We start from the raw sequence: 19414 nt of genomic DNA, 5'->3' as shown, positions 1-19414 counted from the left end.
AACGGGGGCATGGTTTACTGGGACTTTCCAGCAGGAATAAATTTGTTCTCAGTTATCGAAGCCGGTTTCATCTCGATCGAGAAGCCCGGACGCTCCGGCGGCATATAGGCGGCATTCTGGATCACGCAGGGATCGAGGAAATGCTCGTGGAGGTGATCGACATATTCGATCACGCGGCCATCCTTGGTGCCGGAGACGACCAGATAGTCGATCATCGAGAGATGCTGCACATATTCGCAAAGACCCACACCACCGGCATGCGGCCAGACGGCCTTTTTGTATTTTGCAGCCATCAGCAGAACGGACAGAACTTCGTTGAGGCCGCCGATACGGCAGGCGTCGATCTGCACCACGTCGATGGCATCGCGGGTGATGAACTGCTTGAAGAGGATGCGGTTCTGGCACATTTCGCCGGTCGCAACTTTGACCGGGGCGATCGCTTCGCGGATTTTTCGGTGCCCTTCGATGTCGTCGGGGCTCGTCGGCTCTTCGATGAAGTAGGGTTCAAACTTTTTAAGAGCGTTGACCCACTCGATGGCTTGATCGACTTCCCACACCTGATTGGCATCGATCATCAGATAGCGATCGGGCCCCATGATGGAGCGGACGATTTCGAGGCGGCGGATATCGTCGGCGCGATCGCGGCCGACCTTCATCTTGATATGGGTAAAGCCTTCGGCGACGGCTTCGGTCGCAAGGCGGGTCAGTTTTTCGTTGGAGTAGCCGAGCCAACCGGCCGAGGTCGTGTAGCAGGCATAGCCCTCGGCGCGCAGCGTGGCGATGCGTTCGGCCTTGCCGGGCTCGGCAGCTTTGAAGATGGCGAGGGCTTCTTCGGGCGTGATGGCATCGGTGAGATAGCGGAAGTCGATGATGGAAACGAGCTGTTCGGGGCTCATTTCGGCGACGTAGAGCCAGACAGGTTTGCCGACGCGCTTGGCGAGGAGATCCCAGACCGCGTTGACGACAGCGCCGGTCGCCAGATGCATCGCGCCCTTGTCGGGGCCGATCCAGCGGAGCTGGCTGTCACCGGTCATGTGGCGCCAGAAGCGGCCGGGATTTTCTTCGATCCAGTCGAGATCAAGATTGCTGACGCGATCGGTGAGCGCAGCGATGGCGGCGCACACGACTTCATTGCCGCGGCCGATGGTGAAGGTGAGGCCATGGCCTTCGAGATCGCCATCGGTGCCGAGGACGACGTAGGCGGCCGAATAGTCTGGATCGGGATTCATCGCGTCGGACCCATCGAGCGAGGCCGAGGTGGGGAAGCGCAGGTCGTGGGTGGTGAGGGTGGTGATTTTCATTTGTTGCTCCGGGATACCCCTCACCCGCCCTTCGGGCACCCTCTCCCACAAGGGGAGAGGGGGGCATCGTGGCTATCTAGGTCTCGGTTCTCCCTTCTCCCCTTGTGGGAGAAGGTGGCGCGCAGCGCCGGATGAGGGGTCAGGCCGTCCAGCCACCATCGATGATGTGGACCTGCCCCGTCGTATAGGTCGCGCCAGCGAGATAGACCGCCAAATCCGCCACCTCTTCCGGGCGGGCGATGCGGCCGATGGGTTGGCGGGCGATGAAGGCTTTCTTGGCGACCTCGAAATCGCCGGTCGCGGTCCAGCGCTCGTGAAGGCTTGGGGAATCCACAGTGCCGGGGCAGATGGCGTTCACGCGGATATTGCTTGTGGTGTAATCGGCCGCGATGGATTTGGTGAGGCCGACGACGGCGGCCTTGGAAATCGTATAGGCCGCGCGGTTGGGCACGCCTTTTATCGAGGAGGCGACAGTCGCCATATTGATGATGGCGCCGTCCTTGCGTTCGAGCATCTGCGGCAGGATCGCCTTGATGGTGCGGATTTGCGCGCGGACATTGAGATCAAGTGCGAAATCGAGATCGTCGTCGCTCATCTCGAGCAGGGCGCCGGAATGGACGACCCCGGCGCAATTGAAGAGCACGTCGATATGGCCGATTTCGCTGACGGCCTTGGCGACGGCCTCAGTGGAAAGAACGTCAAGCACGCGCGTCGTGATGTTCTCGATGCCGTCGAGACTTTTCAGCTTTTCGGCATTGATATCGGTCGCGATCACCTTGGCGCCGGCCTTGGCGAAAGCGCGAGCTGAAGCTTCGCCGATGCCCTGCGCGGCGGCAGTGATGAGAACGATCTTTCCAGTGAGGTCGGCCATATTTTATTCCCGCTAGAGAAGCCGGGCGGCACAAAAGCACCGCCCGGGAAAAGAGATCAGTCGTAGAGCACGGCAGCGATTGCCGGATCTGCCATGTTGGTCTTGTCGTACCAGTTGAAGCCCGAGTCGATGATCTTGGGCAGGGTTTCGCCCTTGAGCGCGCCGATGGCGGCCTTGACGGTTTCGTAGCCGATGCCCACCGGGTTCTGGGTGATGGCGCCGGCCATCGCGCCAGATTCGATAAAGCCCTTCTGGGCAGCGCCGGAGTCGAAGCCGATGACGACGATATTGCTGTTGAGCTCGGTCTTGCCGTTGACGACACCGATCGCCGAACCTTCATTGGCACCGAAAATGCCCTTGAGGTCTGGGTTGGCGAGGAGGATCGATTTGGTGATTTCGGTCGACTGCAGCTGGTCGCCGCCACCGTACTGAACCGAGACCACTTCGATCTTGGGATAGGCTTCCTTGATGCGATTGACGAAGCCATCGACGCGGTCGATGCCGGTGCGGCTGGTCTGGTCATGGGCGACAACGGCAACCTTGCCTTCGCCGCCGATGAGTTCGGCCATCTTGTCGGCAGCGAGTGCGGCTGCGGCGACGTTGTCGGTGGTGACGGTGGTAAGCGGGATGTCGCTATCGACGCCGGAGTCGAATGCGATGACGGGAATGCCGTCATCTTTGGCCTGCTGCAGCAGCGGGCTGGCGGCCTGGCTGTCGAGCGCGGCGAAGCCGATGGCACTGGGCTTGCGCGACAGGGCGGCGGCCAGCATGTCCATCTGACGATCGACCTGGGTTTCGGTTTCCGGACCTTCGAAGGTCACGGTGACGCCGAATTCGGCAGCGGCCTTATCGGCGCCGGCCTTCACGGCCTGCCAGAACTGATGCTGGAAGCCCTTCGAGATCAGCGCGATATCGTAGTTCTCCTGCGCCACGGCGGGGCCGTGAGCAGCGGCCAACATGGCCAGGGCACTGAAAGCCCCCAGAAGAGTGCGGCGATTGAGCATGGTTTTCCTCCCACATGCTTTTGAAGCTTTTATCATTCCCGACACCGTCTCAGAGAGCGCGGCGGCGGAGAATATCGGCGTAGACCGCCAGGATGATGATGGTGCCGGTGACGACCGTCTGCCATTCCTGGGGTACGGATAGGATGCGCAGGCCATTGGCCAGCACGGAGATGATGAGCGCCCCGATCAAGGTGCCGACCACGGTGCCGCGACCGCCCGAAAGCGAGGTGCCGCCGATGACGACGGCTGCGATGGCGTCTAGCTCATAGCCTTGGCCGAGCGCAGGCTGCGCCGAGTTGAGGCGGCTGGCGATCAGGAGGCCAGCGACGCCGCAGATGGCGCCGGTAACGGCATAGACGGCAATCTTCCAGCGATCGATATTGACGCCCGACAGACGCACGGCCTCTTCGTTCGAACCGAGGGCAAAGGTGTAGCGGCCAAGGGCGGTCTTCGAGAGTACGAAGGCAGCGACAAGGGCGACGGCGAAGAGCACCAACACGCCATTGGGCAGCGGCACGGCGGGGAACACGCTGCCAACGGCAGAACCCAGGGCGATCTGGTTAAAGCCCGGCGTGTCGTTGAAATAAATGGGTTTTGTGCCCGAAATGACCAGCGACAGGCCTTTGAGGATCAGCATCATGCCAAGCGTCGCGATAAAGGGCGGCACTTTCATCTTGGCGATGATCGTCCCGGAAACGAGGCCGCAGGCTGTGCCCGCCAGGATGGCACCGACAATGCCGACGGGAAGAGGCAATCCCCAATAGGTGAGAATGACGCCGGCAATGACGGCGCAGAAGGTCATCAGCGTGCCAACGGAAAGATCGATGCCGCCCGTGATGATGACCAGCGTTGCCGCAATGGCCAGCACGCCATTGACCGAGGTCGCCTGCAGGATGGCGAGGATATTCTGGGTCTGCATGAAGTTGGGCGATGCGAGCGAAAAGGCGACGACCAGCGCGATGAGACCGGAAAAAGCCAGGAGCCGATGAAACGCACCGGAAATGCGCGGGCCGGTCTTGACGGCGGGAGCTGCGGTGTCGGTCATGCCATCTTCCTTTGTGGTGCGCTCTCAATGACGCTGCTTTGGCGCAATGTGGCCAGTCGCATGATTTCTTCCTGGCTTGCACCACCCGGCAGAATGCCGGTGAGGCGACCTTCGCACATCACCGCGATGCGATGCGAAAGGCGCAGCACTTCGGGGAGCTCGGAAGAGATCACGATGATCGCCTTGCCCTCGGCTGCGAGCGCGTTGAGGAGCTTGTAGATTTCAGACTTGGCGCCGACATCGATGCCGCGTGTCGGTTCGTCGAAGATCAGGATATCGCAGTCGCGCAGCAGCCACTTGGCGATAACGACCTTTTGCTGGTTGCCGCCAGAGAGCAGCCGAGCTTCCTGGGTGTCGCTCGGGGTTTTGATAGCGAGCTGGCGGATATAGCCCACCGCTTCTTTCTGCATGCCGGCTTCATCGAGCACGCCGGCGGGGCCGGTGAAGCGCTGGAGGCTGGCGAGCGCGATATTGTTCCGCACGTCGAGCCCGGTCGCGAGGCCGAAATGCTTGCGGTCTTCGGAGAGATAGCCGATGCCGGCTTCCACTGCGTCCTTTGGCGAAGAGATGCCGACGCGTTTGCCATGGACCCATATATCGCCGCCTTCGCGTCGATCGGCTCCGAAAATGGCGCGGGCGACTTCGGTGCGCCCTGCTCCCATGAGCCCGGCAAAGCCGAGTATTTCGCCCTTGCGGACGGAAAAGCTGACATCGCGGATTTCGCGGCCGCGATTGAGGTTTTTCACCTCGAGCGCGATGGGAGCGTCGGCCGTATTGGGAATGACGAGGGTATCGCTGCTCAGCGTGCGGCCGACCATCATCGAAATGATGGTTTCGATCGGTGTATCGGCGCCCGGGACCGTGCCGACATATTCGCCATCGCGCATGATTGTGACGCGATCGGAGATACGTTTAATCTCATCCATCTTGTGCGAGATGTAAACAATGCCCACACCCTCGGCCTTGAGCCGATTGATGATGGCAAACAGTTCGGCGATCTCGGCGTCGTTGAGCGCCGCAGTCGGCTCATCCATGATGAGGACGCGCGAGCGATAGGACAGCGCCTTGGCGATCTCGACCATCTGCTGCTTGGCAATGGTGAGCGTTTCGACGCGCACGGTTGGCTCGAGTTTGAGATTCATTGAGGCAAAGATGGCGGCCGCGTCACGATTGAGCTGGCGCTCGTCCAGAATGCCAAAGCGGCGCGGTTCGCGGCCGATGAAGATGTTTTGCGCCGCCGTCAGGTCGCGCATCAGCGCCAGTTCCTGATGGATGATGCCGACGCCCAGATCCTGCGCCTGGCGCGGCGACGTAATGTCGACGGGCTGGCCGTTGAGCAGCACAATGCCGGCGTCACGGGTGTAGACGCCGGACAGGATTTTCATAAGCGTCGATTTGCCAGCGCCGTTTTCTCCCATCAGGGCGTGAACTTCGCCAGGCAGCAGTTCGAAACGCGCCTTGGCCAGCGCACGGACGCCGGGAAACGACTTGTCGATGTCGGTCATTTCGACCAGCGGCACCGCAGCACCCGAAGCGGATGCCGGCGCGATTGGCGCAGCCATGTGACGTCCTCCCATTGCCTTGAGCGGTTGCGTTTCCTCCCGAACCGCCCGGCAATGGCGACAATCAAGGCGAAATTGATCAGGCTGTCAAGTGGTCAGACCAGTGGACATATGTTGGCGGCAGCGGTAATGATTTCAGCGGATGAGCCGCGCAAAGCGGACGCCGGGGGGACTATGAAACTTCAGGCCGTTTCGAACCGGAAACTCTATATCCAGATCGCCGACCAGATCCGCGACCAGATCCTGGCCGGCGCGGTCGATGGCGGTCAACAATTGCCGTCGGAGCGGGATCTGGCGGTCAGCCTCGGCGTATCGCGACCAACCGTACGCGAGGCGCTGATCGCACTCGAAGTCGCTGGGTTCGTCGAGGTGCGTGTTGGTGTCGGAGCCTTCGTGCGCGATCAATCACGTGGCGGCGTGCCCCTTCCCGATGAAGGGCATTCGCCTATCGAGATCATGCAGGTGCGCCGGCTGCTGGAGCCGGAAGCAGCAGCTTTGGCAAGCCAGACGATTTCGCCAGAAGGCACGTTGCGCCTGGGGGAAACAATGCGCTCCATGCAGGCGGAAGCTGCCAAGGGCGGCTGGTCCTCCGAGAGCGATCGCATGCTGCACATGACGATCGCCGAGGCCTCGGGCAATTCGATGCTGCGCGAAATGCTCGATATTTTGTGGAGCTCGCGCTCCGAAGAAGTCGACACCCGCTTTCACGAGCACCTCGCCGCCATGACGGAAGTGCGCGAGCACATCATGGACGATCACGGCAAGATCGTCGGGGCCATTGTGGCGGGCGATGCTGAGGCGGCAAAAGATGCCATGGCCGCGCATCTGGATTTCGTGACGGCGGCGATGTTGAAGGCCTGGGATTGAATTATTCGTCCTAGGCTTCCATCCAACCCGCCGTCTGTCATCCCGGCGTAGGCCGGGATCCATCTTGAGATCCTAGGATGGGCCCCGGCCTAAAGCCGGGGTGACATTCGAGCAGATGAGAAGCGCAGCGTTAGAACCGTACCAAGATCTTCGTAAAATCGCCCGGCCGCTCATGCCAGGTCGCCAGCGCTTCCGGCGCTTCTGCCAGCGTCGCGGTGCGCGTAACAATGAGGTCCCCCGCTTCGGGGCGCTTCCGCAGCTCATCGATGACATCATCGAAATCGGAACGCAGCGCATTGCGGGAGCCGCGGATGTCGAGTTCCTTGGTGATGAAATACTTCGTGTCATAGGCGATAGGCGCCTTGGCGTAGCCGATATAGACGACGCGGCCGGCCGTCGCGACGAGATCGATGGCCTGGAGGAAGGTGGCTTCGGCACCGACGGCTTCGACGACAACATCGGGTCCCTCCCCCGTCAGTTCCGCGACGCGCGCTTTGACGTCACCCGAGGCATTGATGACTTCGTGGGCGCCGAGCTTCTTGGCGACGTCCAATTTCGCGTCGCTCAAATCGACGGCGATCACCTTCGCGCCCTGGCGCAGCGCGCCAAGGATGACGCCGAGGCCGATCATGCCGCAGCCGAGGACGACGACGGTTTCGCCCGAAGTGAGCTCGGCCCGGCGCACCGCGTGGAAGCCGACGGCGCAGGGCTCGACGAGCGCCAGATCGCGTTGGGAAATGCCGGTGACGGGAATCACCTTTTCGGCGGGGACGACGATACGTGAGGTCATGGCGCCTTCGCGCTGCACGCCCATGGTCTGATTGTTGGGACAAGCATTAGGTCGGCCGGTGCGACAGGCCCGGCATGTGCCGCAATTGAAATAAGGGAGCACGGTTACGGGCGTGCCGATGGTCATGGCCTCGACCCCAGCGCCCAATTCGGCAATGGTGCCGGAGATTTCGTGGCCTGGTACGCGAGGATAGCTGACGAGCGGATTGAGGCCCCGATAGGAGGTGAGGTCCGAGCCGCAATAGCCGACAAAAGCGATGTCGATGGCGACTTCCCCGGCCCCCGGCTGCGGATTTGGCTTGTCGGTGAGAGTGGCCTCATTGGGACGCAGGATAGTCAGCGCTTGCATCTTCCGGCCTTTCATCACCGTAACATGTTAGTGCTTATATCTGCCATACATGTCGGGTGACAATAGCGACCCGCGCGGGCTACACAGGGCACGAAGCCCGATAGTTTGAGAGGACACGCGATGAAAACGCATCTGCCGACAAGAGCCTTTGGCCAGACGGGAATGCAGATTACCAAACTTGGCATCGGCGCCTGGGCCATGGGCGGCAATATGTGGGGGCCGCAGGACGATGCTGCCTCCATGGCGGCCATTCGGCATGCCATCGACAGTGGCATCAACTGGATCGACACCGCCGCCGTATATGGCAATGGGCATTCGGAAGCTGTCATCGGCGACGCGCTGGCCGATCTTCCCACCGATCAACGCCCGCTGGTTTTTACCAAGGGCGGCATCGTGCGCGACGAGAACGGGCAAAATCCGCGCCGCATCGGCGAGCGCAATCACCTGCGCCAGGAGCTGGACAATTCGCTCAAGCGGCTCAAGGTCGAGGTGATCGATCTTTATCAGATGCATTGGCCATCTGACGACGTGCCGCTTGAAGACTATTGGGCAACGCTTCTGGAGCTGAAGAAGGAAGGCAAGGTGCGCCATGTCGGGCTGTCCAACCATGACGAGGCGCAGTTGGTGCGGGCCGAAGCGATAGGCCATGTCGAAACATTGCAGCCGCCCTTTTCGATGATCCGCCGCGATACGGCGGCAAAAATCCTGCCGTGGTGCGCGGCGCACGGCACAGGCGTTATCTGCTATTCGCCGATGCAAGCAGGCCTCCTCACCGGCACCATGACGGCTGAACGGGTCGCGGCCATGCCGGCCAATGACTGGCGCAAGGATAGCCCGGAATTTCAGGGCGAGAAGCTGACAGCGAATCTCAAACTCGCCGAGGCGCTGAAGCCGATCGCAGAAAAGCATGGGACGAGTGTGTCGAGCGTAGCGCTGGCCTGGTGTCATGCCTGGCCGGGGCTGACAGCGACGATCGTCGGGGCGCGGTCGCCGGCACAGGTCGATGGCTGGATCGATGCGGCGAGCCTGGAGCTGGACGCGGAGGATCTTGAGGTGATCGCGAAGGCCATTGAGACGACGGGCGCTGGTCAGGGGCCGGCACGCGCCTAAGCCTCAGTGCCAGCTACTACCGCCTCCCGGCCTCCCACATCAAGGGGGAGGTGTCAGGCCGGTGCTCTTGGCTAGGCGTTGCCCCCTACTCGATGCGGCACCTCCCCCTTGATGGGGGAGGATGGGAGGGGGTGAAGCGGCCCGCCATTCGAGCATAGCTCTCATGGCCTCCTTCGCCTCAAATCGCTCCACCGGAGCGATTTGCCCTACGGGTTGGCTCAGGAGCCCTCTATCTCTTCCCGCAGCATTTCCAATTCTAGCCACTGCTCTTCCGCCTTGGCCTTCTTGGTCGCCGCTTCGCTCAGCGCGGCAGAGTCCTTGGCAAAGCCCTGCGGGTCGCGCGTGTAATAGTTCGGCTGGGCAAGCTTGCGGTTGATGACGACCATCAGATCATCGAGCTTGGCGATGTCCTTGGGCAGGGTTTCGAGGGCGTGTTTTTCCTTGAAACTCAGTTTGCGCTTTGACGATGAAGCGACGGCGGAGTTGCCGGACTTGCTCTTGGCTGCTGCCGCCTTTTCGACGACGCGAGCCGAAACCCCTGCCCCGCGCTGGGCGACCATGTCGGAGTAGCCACCGGCATATTCCAGCCAGTTGCCATTCCCTTCAGCCATGATGATCGAGGTGGCAACGCGGTCCAGAAAATCACGATCGTGGCTGACAACGATGACGGTGCCGGCATAGTCCGAGACCATTTCCTCGAGGAGATCGAGGGTTTCGAGATCGAGGTCATTGGTCGGTTCGTCCAGCACCAGCACGTTGGAGGGAAGCGCCAAAGCGCGCGCCAGGGCGACGCGGGCGCGTTCGCCGCCGGAAAGTTTGCCGATGGGCGTATTGGCCTGTTCGGGGGTGAACAGGAAATCCTTCATATAGCCGACGACGTGCTTGTTCTCGCCGTTGATTTTCAACGTATCGCTACCCCCGCCGGTCAGCGCGTCCTTGAGGCGCGTTTCGGGATCGAGGCGCGCGCGGCCCTGATCGAGCATGGCCAGTTCGATTGCCGAGCCGAGCTTGATCGTGCCGCTATCGGGCTCGAGAAGGCCGTTGAGCATTTTGATCAGCGTCGTCTTGCCCGCGCCGTTCGGGCCGACGAGGCCGACGCGATCACCGCGCAGGACGCGGGTCGAAAAATCGTTGACGATGGTACGCGTACCGTAGGTCTTCGAGATGTTCTCGGCTTCGACAACGAGCGCACCAGACGTGCGTCCCTCGGTGACCTGCATATTCACGGCGCCCGTAACGCGACGCTGGTCGCGGCGATCCTGGCGGAGGCCGGCAAGGCGCTCGAGGCGGCCGACATTGCGCTTGCGGCGGGCAGTCACGCCATAGCGCAGCCAGTGTTCTTCGCGCACGATCTGGCGGTCGAGCTTGTGCCGGTCTTTTTCTTCCTGCTCCAGCACTTCATCGCGCCAGCCTTCGAAGGCGCCAAAGCCCTTTTCGATGCGGCGGGTGAGGCCCCGATCAAGCCAGACGGTCGAGCGCGAGAGATCTGTGAGGAAGCGGCGGTCGTGGCTGATGATCACCATGGCCGAGCGCATAGAATCGAGTTCCTGCTGCAGCCATTCGATGACGGGCAGATCAAGATGGTTGGTCGGCTCGTCGAGGAGGAGCACGTCCGGCTGCGGCGCAAGCACGCGCGCCAGAGCGGCGCGGCGCCCTTCGCCACCCGAGAGGGTCTTGGGATCTTCTGTGCCCTTGAGGCCGAGGGCCTCGAGCAGATATTGCGCGCGATATTCATCGTCGCCCGAAGTCATGCCGGCTTCGACATAGGCGAGCGTCGTTGCAAATTCCGAGAGGTCGGGTTCTTGCGGCAGATAGCGGATCGTGGCGCTCGGTTCGGCAAAGCGCTTGCCGCCGTCCTGCTGCACCATGCCCGCCGCGATTTTGAGGAGCGTCGATTTGCCCGACCCGTTACGGCCGACAAGCGCAATGCGCTGGCCCGGCGAGACGATGAGTTCGGCGGCTTCGAGCAGCTGGGTGCCGCCAAAGGTGAGCTGGATGTTCTGTAGAGAAAGAAGCGGGGGCGCGGCCATACGATAATCCGGAAATGTGCCGCGGGTAGAGCATAGGCACGGGCACAGATCAATGTGCCAGTCCTTATCCCGAACCGGGACCCGCTTTGTTGACAGTGAAATGAAAGAGGCCGATCAGGACGTTGAGGATCCTGATCGGCCCGGGGAAGACGGCAGCAGCAAGCCCCGTCGTCGTTTAGGCGCTGCAGCCCACAGGCCCCACGGGGCCGCTGCACCACGGTCTCTATCAACCATGGTTAAACTTGATTGTCAAACTCATATTTGAGTTTGGCAGTCAGATTTTACGCCGCTGCAATTTCGTTGACGATGTCGCCCTGCGCATTGGCATTGACGGCTTCGGTGGTCGAGAGGCCCAGGCGTTCACGGATCGAGCGCTTCTTGGCCGCGAGATCAGCGATCGTATAGCCGGCCAAAACCTCGAAGAATGCGCCAAGCGCTTCACGCAGCGCGCCATTAAGATCGCATTCGCCGATCAGCGGGCAATCGGCCCCTTCCTCGAAACATTCGGCAAGAGCGAAGTTCTCTTCGGTGAGGCGAATGGTTTCGAGCAGCGTGATCTGGTCGGCAGGCTTGCCCAGCTTGATACCACCATGCCGGCCGCGCACGGTCTGCAAGAGACCATTTTCGACCAGTGGCTTGATCAGCTTGAACAGGAACAACTCGGAAATGCCATAGGCCCGCGCCACCTCGGCAACGCGGCTGAGATCAGGATCGTTGACCGCGCAATAGACCAGAGTGCGGATAGCATAGTTGGATTGGCGGGTCAGTCTCACGAGTGGTCGATCCTTCGCGTTTCAGCGGTCCGGCCAGGACCTCGAAGCGTCATGGCATGGAGTCGCAATTTAAAACCATTCTAAAATAAGTCAACCATATCCTGAACGATCACGTCAGGTTTAAAGGCCCTAAAAGGCGTCTGGACAGAATCTTAACTTCGCAATATGAAGTTAATTAAGGAGACCTCGACGTGCCCGCCACTGTGACCAGAGCCATTGTTACGACCGCAGCGTGCGAGACGACCGGTCTAGCCAAAGCCGATGTGACTGCCATTGGGCAGCGGATGTTCGAATTGATCGGGGACGCGCTCAAAGCAGGCGAAACGGTCAAGCTCACAGGCTTCGGTACGCTTGAAGTCCGTTCGCGCGCCGAGCGCGTCGGTCGCAATCCACGCACAGGCACCGAGCACAAGATCACATCCCGTCACACGGTGATCTTTACCCCAAGCGCCAAGCTGCGGACCGGGCTCGACACATTGAGCAAGAGCAAGCTGAAGGCTGCTGAATAACCAAAAAGCGTCAGCGCTTGGTTTTTCGACGCTCTTCGCCGGTATAGGGCTTCTTGCTTTTCTTTTGCGGCATATCGCTGCGAATCTGGTTTTTTTCGAAAAGATTGCGCGAGAAGTAGCGGTGATAGAGCGGCAGCTCTGCCGCGCCAAGTGCCGGCGCCAGCCGGCCAATCGTTCCAGGAACGATTTCGACGCTGCGCCGCTGCGGCAGCAGTGCGAATTCTTCAAGCACCATCCGCGACAGTCGCTCAGTGATTTGAGGCGGCAAGATCGTATCGATCACGGCCAAACGCCCTTCGACCACCGCATTGGCATTGTAGATCACAAGGGCCAGCACCTTGGCGCTTTGGCGCATCCAGGCTTTAAGCACCGGCTCAAGCGCATCCCAATCCCAATCGGCATTGTCGCCAGCCTTGAGGGTAATACCAGCCTCTTGCGCGCGCTCCACCAGCGACGTGACCGAGGCGAAGGCATTGGCGGGCATGGGAATGCCATCTGGCTGCGCCACCAGCATGGCGCCGAGATCGGCCGAATACCCCGAAGGACCCTGCCAAAGACGCCCCTCGCCGATCAACCCGGCACCGAGAAAGGTCGAGACGAGGAGGTAGATGAAGGTTTCTGGACGCGGCGCCGGGCGCGCCACGAGTTCAGCCCAGCAGGCGGCATTGCCGTCATTGAACAGCATGACTGGAAGACCCGTCAGTTGTTCGAGTTCCGCCGCAAAGGCGACGCGCAAGGCGGAAGGAACATTATCGTCTTCCGGAACGCGATTCTCGTCGATGGTAGAAGGCAGGCCAATGCCGATATCGGTCAAGCGTTCGCGCTGTGCCGCGGGCCAATCGCGCACCATCTCCGCGATCGCATCAGCGATTTTGCGCGGTAGAGCGGCGAAGTCTGGTTCTTCGTAACAAAGATGTCGATGTGCGAGGGCTTTGGCGTGGAGATTGATCGCAACGATATCGGCGTGACGCCAGCTTAGTTCGACACCGATGCCGAACGATCCTTCGGCGCGTAGAAAAATGGGCGTCGCGGGCTGGCCCCTCCGGCCGCGCAGCACTTCGCCGCGCACGATGAGGCCCAACGCCTCGATATCGTTGAGAATGGCGGACACGGTCTGCGGCGCAAGGCCCGACATCCGCGCAATTTCGGCATTGGAGAGACCAGGATTAAAACCAACAACAGTGAGCACGGCGCGCTCGTTGGCGCGTCTCAAGCCGTGGTGTTGGAGGCCCCTCGATCCCAGATTAAAGAGATCGATCGTGGGGGCCGCGGAGTCATTCACCCTGGTCTATCCGTTTTTGACATAGGAAAATTGCGGTATCCGCCCCGATTTCAGGCTGGGCAGATACTGGCCGGCGATTCCCCGACCTTGCTTAAATCCATAATGTCAAAGCCGAAAGGCGACGCCAAGCGGCAATCGCCTTTCGTATTATATCGATTGTTATCTAAATTTATGCGCCGGCCTCGGTCAGGCGCTTGTTGGCGTCTTCGCTCAGTTCAATGCGCACACCGCGCGACAGGCTCTTGACCTGCTCGACCGAAGTGGCCGAAGCGATCGGCGCGCTGACGCCGGGTTGCGCGATAAGCCAAGCGAGTGCCACTTCGGATGGCGCGGCATCAAGTTCCTTGCTGACGGCATCGAGCGCCTCAAGGATCTTGAAGCCCTTTTCGTTGAGATACTTTTCGGCGCCACCACCGCGCGGGCTTTTGCTGAAATCGGCCTTCGAGCGATATTTGCCGGTCAGGAATCCTGCGGCGAGGCTGAAATAGGTAATGGCCCCGACCTCGTTCTCAAGAAGGAACGGACGCAAGGCGTCGAACTCGGACCGGTCATAGAGATTATAGAGAGGCTGGGTCACCTCATAGCGTGGCAGGGATTTCACGATGGATGTGTCCTGCGCTTCCTTCATCGCCGCGGGCGAAAAATTGGAGGCGCCGATCACCCGCACCTTGCCCGAACGTACCAGCACATCATAGGCAGCCAGCGTTTCTTCGTGGGTATTTTGATCGGCCGGCCAATGGCTGAAATAAAGATCAATATAATCGGTCTGAAGGCGCTTGAGCGAAGCTTCGACAGCGGTCTTTATGGCCTCAGCCGAAAGCCCCTTGGGGTCGCGACCGGAATTGACCTTGGTGAAAATATGCACGCTTTCGCGGTTGCCGCGCGCCTTGAGCCACTTGCCGATAATGGTTTCGCTCATGCCGGGCGGATTGCCGGGCACCCAGTTGGGATAACCTTCGGCGGTATCGATGGCGGTAAAGCCTTCATCGACATAGGCATCGAGAATGGAAAAGCCGAGCGTTTCGTCGACGGTCCAGCCGAAGACATTGCCGCCCAGGACGAGCGGTTCGATGACAAGTTCACTGCGGCCGAGTGGGCGACGGTTCATTGGGCTTCTCCTTTTCGGGTAAGTCGAAATCAACGCTCGCGGCCGGATTTTGTTCGACGGGCGGCACGCGAGGCGCGCACCAATAGAGCGCTTCGTTGATTGCGGTCATCGAACCGGCAAGGCTGATGAAGGCAAAAGGGGCGTATTCATCCTCGCCATGCCGGAGATAAACGAAGGTGCCGTTCCGCAGGCGATCGAGCAGGGTTTCGGCGTTTTCCGTGATCTTGCCGCCATAGGGCCCCGTGGAGGCTTCGGCCATAAAGCGCATGTCTTCACGATCGAGCGTCATGGTCCACATGCCTGGACCACCACCAAAGCGGTTGGTGTGGATATAAAGCCCGGTCGAAAAGTCATCCTCACAGCGCACGACGAGACAAGTATATTGCGCAGCCGTCGCATCGCGGTCGCAACCCATAGCGGCGCGATCGCCTTCGCCCGGCAGAGGCGAAAAGCCCCAGCCCGGCGTTTCGGCCAAGGCAGGCGTCGAAAGGGCGAGAAGCGCGATCAGCGCCGCGGCTCGATGAGATCCCATTTGTTTCCGTAAAGATCCTCAAAGACGGCGACCGAGCCATAGGCTTCGTGGCGGGGCGCTTCGAGAAAGGTGACGCCCTTCTCGCTCATGGCCGCAAAGTCGCGCGCAAAATGGTCGGTTTCAAGAAAGAGCGCGACGCGGCCGCCCGCCTGATTGCCGATGGCTGCGCTTTGTTCAGTTCCATCCGCTTTGGCGAGCAGAAGCTGTGCTCCACTTCCGCCAGCCGGCGCCACGAGCACCCAGCGCTTGTCGGGCCCCAGAGCCTGATCAGCCACAAGCGTGAAGCCGAGCTTCTCGCAATAAAAGGCGATGGCTTCGTCATAGTCCGCCACAAGCAGAGACAGGGTCGCGATTTTCTGGGTCATAAGACAATCGATCATCTTGGCAAGGGCACGGTCAAGCGCCATCATGGGCCGAACGGATTTCGAATCTTCCGTCCAATCCTGTGGAAAGGCTTTTGACCGCCACACGATTGACCAAATGGTCAACTTCCCCCATTGCGCATCCGAAAAAACTAGGCTTTTGTGTCGCCAAGCCTCTGGACGGGAACGCCGGAGCGCGCATAATCTTCGGGAGACACCAATAATGAAATTGATGAAAACCCTTCTGGCCGCGACTGCAATGGTGGCTCTTGCCGCCGGCGCCGCACAGGCCAAGCAGCTGGTTTATTGCTCGGAAGCCTCTCCGGCCCACTTCGACCCCGGACCGCTGACCGGTGGTAACGACTTCGACGCTTCCTCGCACACGATCTATAACCGCCTCGTCGATTTCAAGCCAGGCACGACCGAAGTCGTTCCGGCCCTCGCCGAGAGCTGGGAAATCTCCGAAGACGGCAAGGTCTACACCTTCAAGCTCCGTCCGGGCGTGAAATTCCACACCCAGCCCTACTTCACCCCGACCCGCGACCTGACCGCTGACGACGTCGTCTTCTCGTTCATGCGCCAGATGGATGAAGAGAGCCCCTGGTTCAACTATCTCGAAGGCATGACCTGGGACTATTTCCAGGGCATGGATATGCCCAAGTACATCGAATCCATCGAAGCGGTCGATGACCTCACCGTCAAGCTGACGCTGACCGAACCGAACGCACCGATGCTGGCAAACCTTGCGATGGACTTCGCTGCCATCGTCTCGAAGGAATATGCCGATCAGCTCGAAGCTTCGGGTGATCTGGCGGCTTTCTCGACCCAGCCTGTCGGCACCGGTCCCTTCCAGTTCGTCGACTACCAGCTCGACACCGTCATCCGCTACGCTGCATTCCCTGACTATTGGGAAGGCAAGCAGCCGATCGACGACCTGATCTTCGCTATCACCACCGACGCTTCGGTGCGCGCACAGCGCCTGCTCGCCGGTGAATGCGATATCATGCCCTACCCGGCTCCCGCCGATCTCGAAACGCTCCAGGCCGACGAGAAGCTGACCGTTCAGGAAGGCGAAGGCCTCAATATCGGCTACCTCGCCTACAACACGACCGAAGCGCCGTTCGACAATCCGGACGTCCGCAAGGCGCTGACCATGGCCATCGACAAGCAGGCCATCATCGACGCTGTCTACCAGGGTGCCGGCCAGGACGCCAAGAACCTGATCCCGCCCACCATGTGGTCCTACGACGAGGCAACCGCTGCCGACGTCTATGATCCCGAAAAGGCCAAGGAGATGCTGGAAGCTGCCGGCGTCACCAACCTGACCACCGATCTCTGGGCAATCCCGGTTTCGCGCCCCTACAACCCGAACGGCCAGCGTATGGCTGAACTGATCCAGTCCGACTGGGCCAAGGTTGGCGTTACCGCCAATATCGTGACCTATGAATGGACCGAATATCGCGAGCGCGGCAAGCAGGCCGACCGCAAGGGTCCGTTCATGATCGGTTGGACCGGCGACAATGGTGATCCGGACAACTTCTTCGCAACCCTCTTCTCGTGCTCGGCCATCGGCGTCTCGAACTATTCGAGCTGGTGCAATGACGACTTCGAGGCTGCGATCCAGGCTGCCAAGACCACCAGCGACCAGGAAGAGCGCATCAAGCTCTACACCACCGCTCAGGAAGTCTTCAAAGCTGAAGAACCCGCACTGACCATCGCGCACTCCAAGGTCTTCATGCCGATGAACAAGCGCGTTCTCAACTATACGCTGAGCCCGCTTGGTACCCACAGCTTCAAGTATGTGGACGTCGCTGAGTAAGGCTTAACGTCGCAAGCAAACAGGAGCCTCGATCCGGCTAAAAACCGGAGCGAGGCTCCGCTTTTAAGAGCAAGAGCTGAGCCATGCAGGCCGATAACGGCCGCCTCAAGGATCAGCCGAAACAGGAAACGGGACTAAGCCAGCTCGCCGCTCAGCGGTGGGCTGGCACCCCAAGGGCAAGGCCCAACATGCTGAACTACATCCTGCGCCGCGTTGCGCTCCTGGTGCCGACCATTATCGGCATTTCCATCTGCGCCTTCGCCTTTGTCCGCGTGCTTCCAGGCGATCCGATCCTCGCCATGGCGGGGCAACATGGCGTGACGCCCGAGCGCTACGAAATCCTGCGCGAGCAGTTCGGCTATAACCTGCCGATCTGGCAGCAATATTTCAATTATCTCTGGAGCGTAATGCAGGGCGATTTCGGTATTTCGCTCGCGACCAAGCGCCCAGTCCTGACCGAATTCATGACGCTCTTCCCGGCAACGATCGAGCTGGCGCTTTCAGCCATGTTCCTTGCCGTCATCATCGGCATTCCCGCCGGCATCTTTGCCGCCGTCAAGCGCGGCTCGTGGTTCGATCAGTTCACCATGGGCGTGGCGTTGACCGGCTATTCCATGCCGATCTTTTGGTGGGGCCTTCTCCTCATCATCTTCTTTTCCGGCTATCTCGGCTGGACCCCGGTTTCGGGCCGTATCGCCCTAACCTTCTTCCTGCGGCCGATCACCGGCTTCATGCTGATCGACACGCTGCTCTACGGCAATTGGCCCGCCTTCGTGTCGGCCCTCCGGCACCTGATCCTGCCCGCCATCGTCCTCGGCACCATTCCGCTCGCCGTCATCGCGCGCCAGACCCGTTCGGCCATGCTCGAAGTGCTCGGCGAAGATTATGTCCGCACGGCTAAGGCCAAGGGCATGTCGCCCAATCGCGTCGTCAACGTACATGCCCTCAGGAATGCGTTGATCCCCGTCGTCACGACGATCGGCCTTCAGGTCGGCCTGCTCCTCGGCGGCGCGATCCTGACCGAAACCATTTTCACCTGGCCCGGCATCGGCAAGTGGATGATCGATTCCATTTCCAAGCGCGACTATGTCGTCGTGCAGTCCGGCCTCCTGATCATCGCGCTCATCGTCATGGCGGTGAACCTGATCGTCGACCTTCTCTACGCGCTGATCAATCCGCGCATCCGGGTGCAGTAACATGGCAACCACCACTCCTACCGTTGGCACCACCAAGCCGGTCTCCGGCCTCCGCGAATTCTGGTTCTATTTCTCGGTCAATCGCGGCGCCGTCATCGGCCTCACTGTTTTCACGATCCTGCTCTTTGTCGCGATCTTCGCGCCGCTGATCGCCCCCCATCTGCCTGACGCGCAATATCGCGATGCCCTGCTCAAGCCACCGATCTGGGACGCAAATTCGGATCCGCGCTTCATCCTCGGCACCGATCCCGTCGGCCGCGACATCCTCTCGCGTCTCATTCACGGCGCGCGCTATTCGTTGTTCATCGGCTTTTTCGTCGTCATCGGCGCGCTGGTCGTTGGCGTCCTCCTCGGCGTGCTCGCGGGTTATTTCCGCGGCTGGGTCGATGCGCTGATCATGCGCATCATGGATATCATCCTTGCCTTCCCGCCCTTGCTGCTGGCGCTTGTTCTCGTCGCCATCCTTGGCCCCGGCCTCTTCAACGCGATGATCGCCATTGCGCTCGTCCTGCAGCCGCACTTTGCACGCCTCGTGCGCGCAGCGGTCATGGCCGAGAAGAACCGGGAATATGTGACCGCCGCCAAGCTGTCCGGTGCCGGCCACTTCCGCCTGATGCTGATCACCATCCTCCCCAATTGCCTCGGCCCCTTGATAGTCCAGGCCACGCTGAGCTTTTCCAACGCCATCCTCGAGGCTGCCGCCCTTGGCTTCCTCGGCATGGGCGCTCAGCCACCAACGCCGGAATGGGGCACGATGCTGGCCTCCGCCCGCGAGTTCATCCTCAAGGCGCCTTGGGTCGTCACCTTCCCCGGCCTTGCCATTCTCATCACCGTTCTCGCCATCAATCTCATCGGCGACGGCCTGCGCGACGCGCTCGATCCAAAGCTGAAGAGGAGCTGAGACC

At 60.7% G+C, this 19414-nt stretch carries 18 protein-coding genes; 6 read left to right on the top strand and 12 right to left on the bottom strand.

Going from position 1 to position 19414, the window contains the following annotated elements; translation table 11 throughout:
- Positions 1–14 precede the first annotated feature (14 nt).
- The 5 genes from ASG47_RS18845 to ASG47_RS18825 all read right to left on the bottom strand — a co-directional run bounded on the left by ASG47_RS18845 (position 15) and on the right by ASG47_RS18825 (position 5783).
- Positions 15–1301: an L-fuconate dehydratase gene (locus ASG47_RS18845; protein ID WP_061911777.1), complete on the bottom strand. Its 1287-nt coding sequence runs from the start codon at positions 1299–1301 to the stop codon at positions 15–17.
- A gap of 139 nt (positions 1302–1440) precedes the next feature.
- Entirely contained in the window at positions 1441–2172 is a 732-nt protein-coding gene (locus ASG47_RS18840; protein WP_061911776.1) for an SDR family oxidoreductase, read from the bottom strand.
- A 56-nt stretch (positions 2173–2228) separates the two neighbouring features.
- A complete protein-coding gene (locus ASG47_RS18835) occupies positions 2229–3176 on the bottom strand; it encodes an ABC transporter substrate-binding protein (protein ID WP_061911775.1) in 948 nt (315 codons plus the stop codon).
- 49 nt (positions 3177–3225) lie between these two features.
- Positions 3226–4221 carry an ABC transporter permease gene (locus tag ASG47_RS18830; protein WP_061911774.1) on the bottom strand — a complete coding sequence of 332 codons (996 nt, stop codon included), beginning with the start codon at positions 4219–4221 and terminating at the stop codon, positions 3226–3228.
- Complete coding sequence (locus ASG47_RS18825; protein ID WP_244487136.1) at positions 4218–5783, bottom strand: sugar ABC transporter ATP-binding protein; 1566 nt, start codon at positions 5781–5783, stop codon at positions 4218–4220. The genes ASG47_RS18830 and ASG47_RS18825 overlap by 4 nt, the downstream gene beginning before the upstream one ends.
- Before the next feature lie 174 nt (positions 5784–5957).
- Here ASG47_RS18825 and ASG47_RS18820 point away from each other — a divergent pair, with 174 nt between their 5' ends.
- Positions 5958–6650, top strand: a complete 693-nt coding sequence (locus ASG47_RS18820) for a FadR/GntR family transcriptional regulator (protein ID WP_061911773.1) — start codon at positions 5958–5960, stop codon at positions 6648–6650.
- Between the two features lie 130 nt (positions 6651–6780).
- Here ASG47_RS18820 and ASG47_RS18815 read toward each other — a convergent pair whose 3' ends face one another.
- Positions 6781–7788 carry a zinc-binding alcohol dehydrogenase family protein gene (locus ASG47_RS18815; RefSeq protein ID WP_061911797.1) on the bottom strand — a complete coding sequence of 336 codons (1008 nt, stop codon included), beginning with the start codon at positions 7786–7788 and terminating at the stop codon, positions 6781–6783.
- A gap of 120 nt (positions 7789–7908) precedes the next feature.
- Between ASG47_RS18815 and ASG47_RS18810 the strand changes: the two genes are divergently transcribed.
- Positions 7909–8898: an aldo/keto reductase gene (locus ASG47_RS18810; RefSeq protein WP_061911772.1), complete on the top strand. Its 990-nt coding sequence runs from the start codon at positions 7909–7911 to the stop codon at positions 8896–8898.
- Between the two features lie 218 nt (positions 8899–9116).
- Here ASG47_RS18810 and ASG47_RS18805 read toward each other — a convergent pair whose 3' ends face one another.
- Positions 9117–10928 carry an ABC-F family ATP-binding cassette domain-containing protein gene (locus tag ASG47_RS18805; protein WP_061911771.1) on the bottom strand — a complete coding sequence of 604 codons (1812 nt, stop codon included), beginning with the start codon at positions 10926–10928 and terminating at the stop codon, positions 9117–9119.
- Between the two features lie 281 nt (positions 10929–11209).
- A complete protein-coding gene (rirA, locus tag ASG47_RS18800) occupies positions 11210–11701 on the bottom strand; it encodes an iron-responsive transcriptional regulator RirA (RefSeq protein WP_082460750.1) in 492 nt (163 codons plus the stop codon).
- A 191-nt stretch (positions 11702–11892) separates the two neighbouring features.
- On the opposite strand from rirA, the gene ASG47_RS18795 reads away from it, so the two are divergent.
- On the top strand, positions 11893–12210 hold the full coding sequence (locus tag ASG47_RS18795; protein WP_061911770.1) for an HU family DNA-binding protein: 318 nt from the start codon (positions 11893–11895) through the stop codon (positions 12208–12210).
- 10 nt (positions 12211–12220) lie between these two features.
- Here the strand turns inward: ASG47_RS18795 and ASG47_RS18790 are convergent, their stop codons facing one another.
- The 4 genes from ASG47_RS18790 to ASG47_RS18775 all read right to left on the bottom strand — a co-directional run bounded on the left by ASG47_RS18790 (position 12221) and on the right by ASG47_RS18775 (position 15497).
- Positions 12221–13492 carry an ROK family transcriptional regulator gene (locus tag ASG47_RS18790; RefSeq protein ID WP_061911769.1) on the bottom strand — a complete coding sequence of 424 codons (1272 nt, stop codon included), beginning with the start codon at positions 13490–13492 and terminating at the stop codon, positions 12221–12223.
- A 169-nt stretch (positions 13493–13661) separates the two neighbouring features.
- Complete coding sequence (locus tag ASG47_RS18785) at positions 13662–14600, bottom strand: aldo/keto reductase (protein WP_061911768.1); 939 nt, start codon at positions 14598–14600, stop codon at positions 13662–13664.
- On the bottom strand, positions 14572–15132 hold the full coding sequence (locus ASG47_RS18780; RefSeq protein ID WP_061911767.1) for a hypothetical protein: 561 nt from the start codon (positions 15130–15132) through the stop codon (positions 14572–14574). Before ASG47_RS18780 ends, ASG47_RS18785 begins: the two co-directional genes overlap by 29 nt.
- Positions 15105–15497 carry a VOC family protein gene (locus ASG47_RS18775; RefSeq protein ID WP_061911796.1) on the bottom strand — a complete coding sequence of 131 codons (393 nt, stop codon included), beginning with the start codon at positions 15495–15497 and terminating at the stop codon, positions 15105–15107. The genes ASG47_RS18780 and ASG47_RS18775 overlap by 28 nt, the downstream gene beginning before the upstream one ends.
- A 220-nt stretch (positions 15498–15717) precedes the next feature.
- Here ASG47_RS18775 and ASG47_RS18770 point away from each other — a divergent pair, with 220 nt between their 5' ends.
- The 3 genes from ASG47_RS18770 (at position 15718) to ASG47_RS18760 (ending at position 19410) form a co-directional block, all read left to right on the top strand.
- On the top strand, positions 15718–17313 hold the full coding sequence (locus ASG47_RS18770; protein ID WP_061911766.1) for an ABC transporter substrate-binding protein: 1596 nt from the start codon (positions 15718–15720) through the stop codon (positions 17311–17313).
- Between the two features lie 188 nt (positions 17314–17501).
- Positions 17502–18509 (top strand): ABC transporter permease subunit, encoded by a 1008-nt coding sequence (locus tag ASG47_RS18765; protein ID WP_061911795.1) that lies wholly within the window; start codon positions 17502–17504, stop codon positions 18507–18509.
- 1 nt (position 18510) lies between these two features.
- The gene (locus ASG47_RS18760) at positions 18511–19410 is read left to right on the top strand and encodes an ABC transporter permease subunit (protein ID WP_061911765.1); all 900 of its coding nucleotides are present in this window, start codon (positions 18511–18513) and stop codon (positions 19408–19410) included.
- Positions 19411–19414 lie beyond the last annotated feature (4 nt).

The sequence above is a fragment of the Devosia sp. Leaf420 genome (assembly GCF_001425445.1).
In the GTDB taxonomy this organism is placed as follows: Bacteria; Pseudomonadota; Alphaproteobacteria; order Rhizobiales; family Devosiaceae; genus Devosia.
The sequence above is the reverse complement of the archived record's forward strand: the minus strand, read 5'-3'. Positions and strand labels throughout refer to the sequence as shown.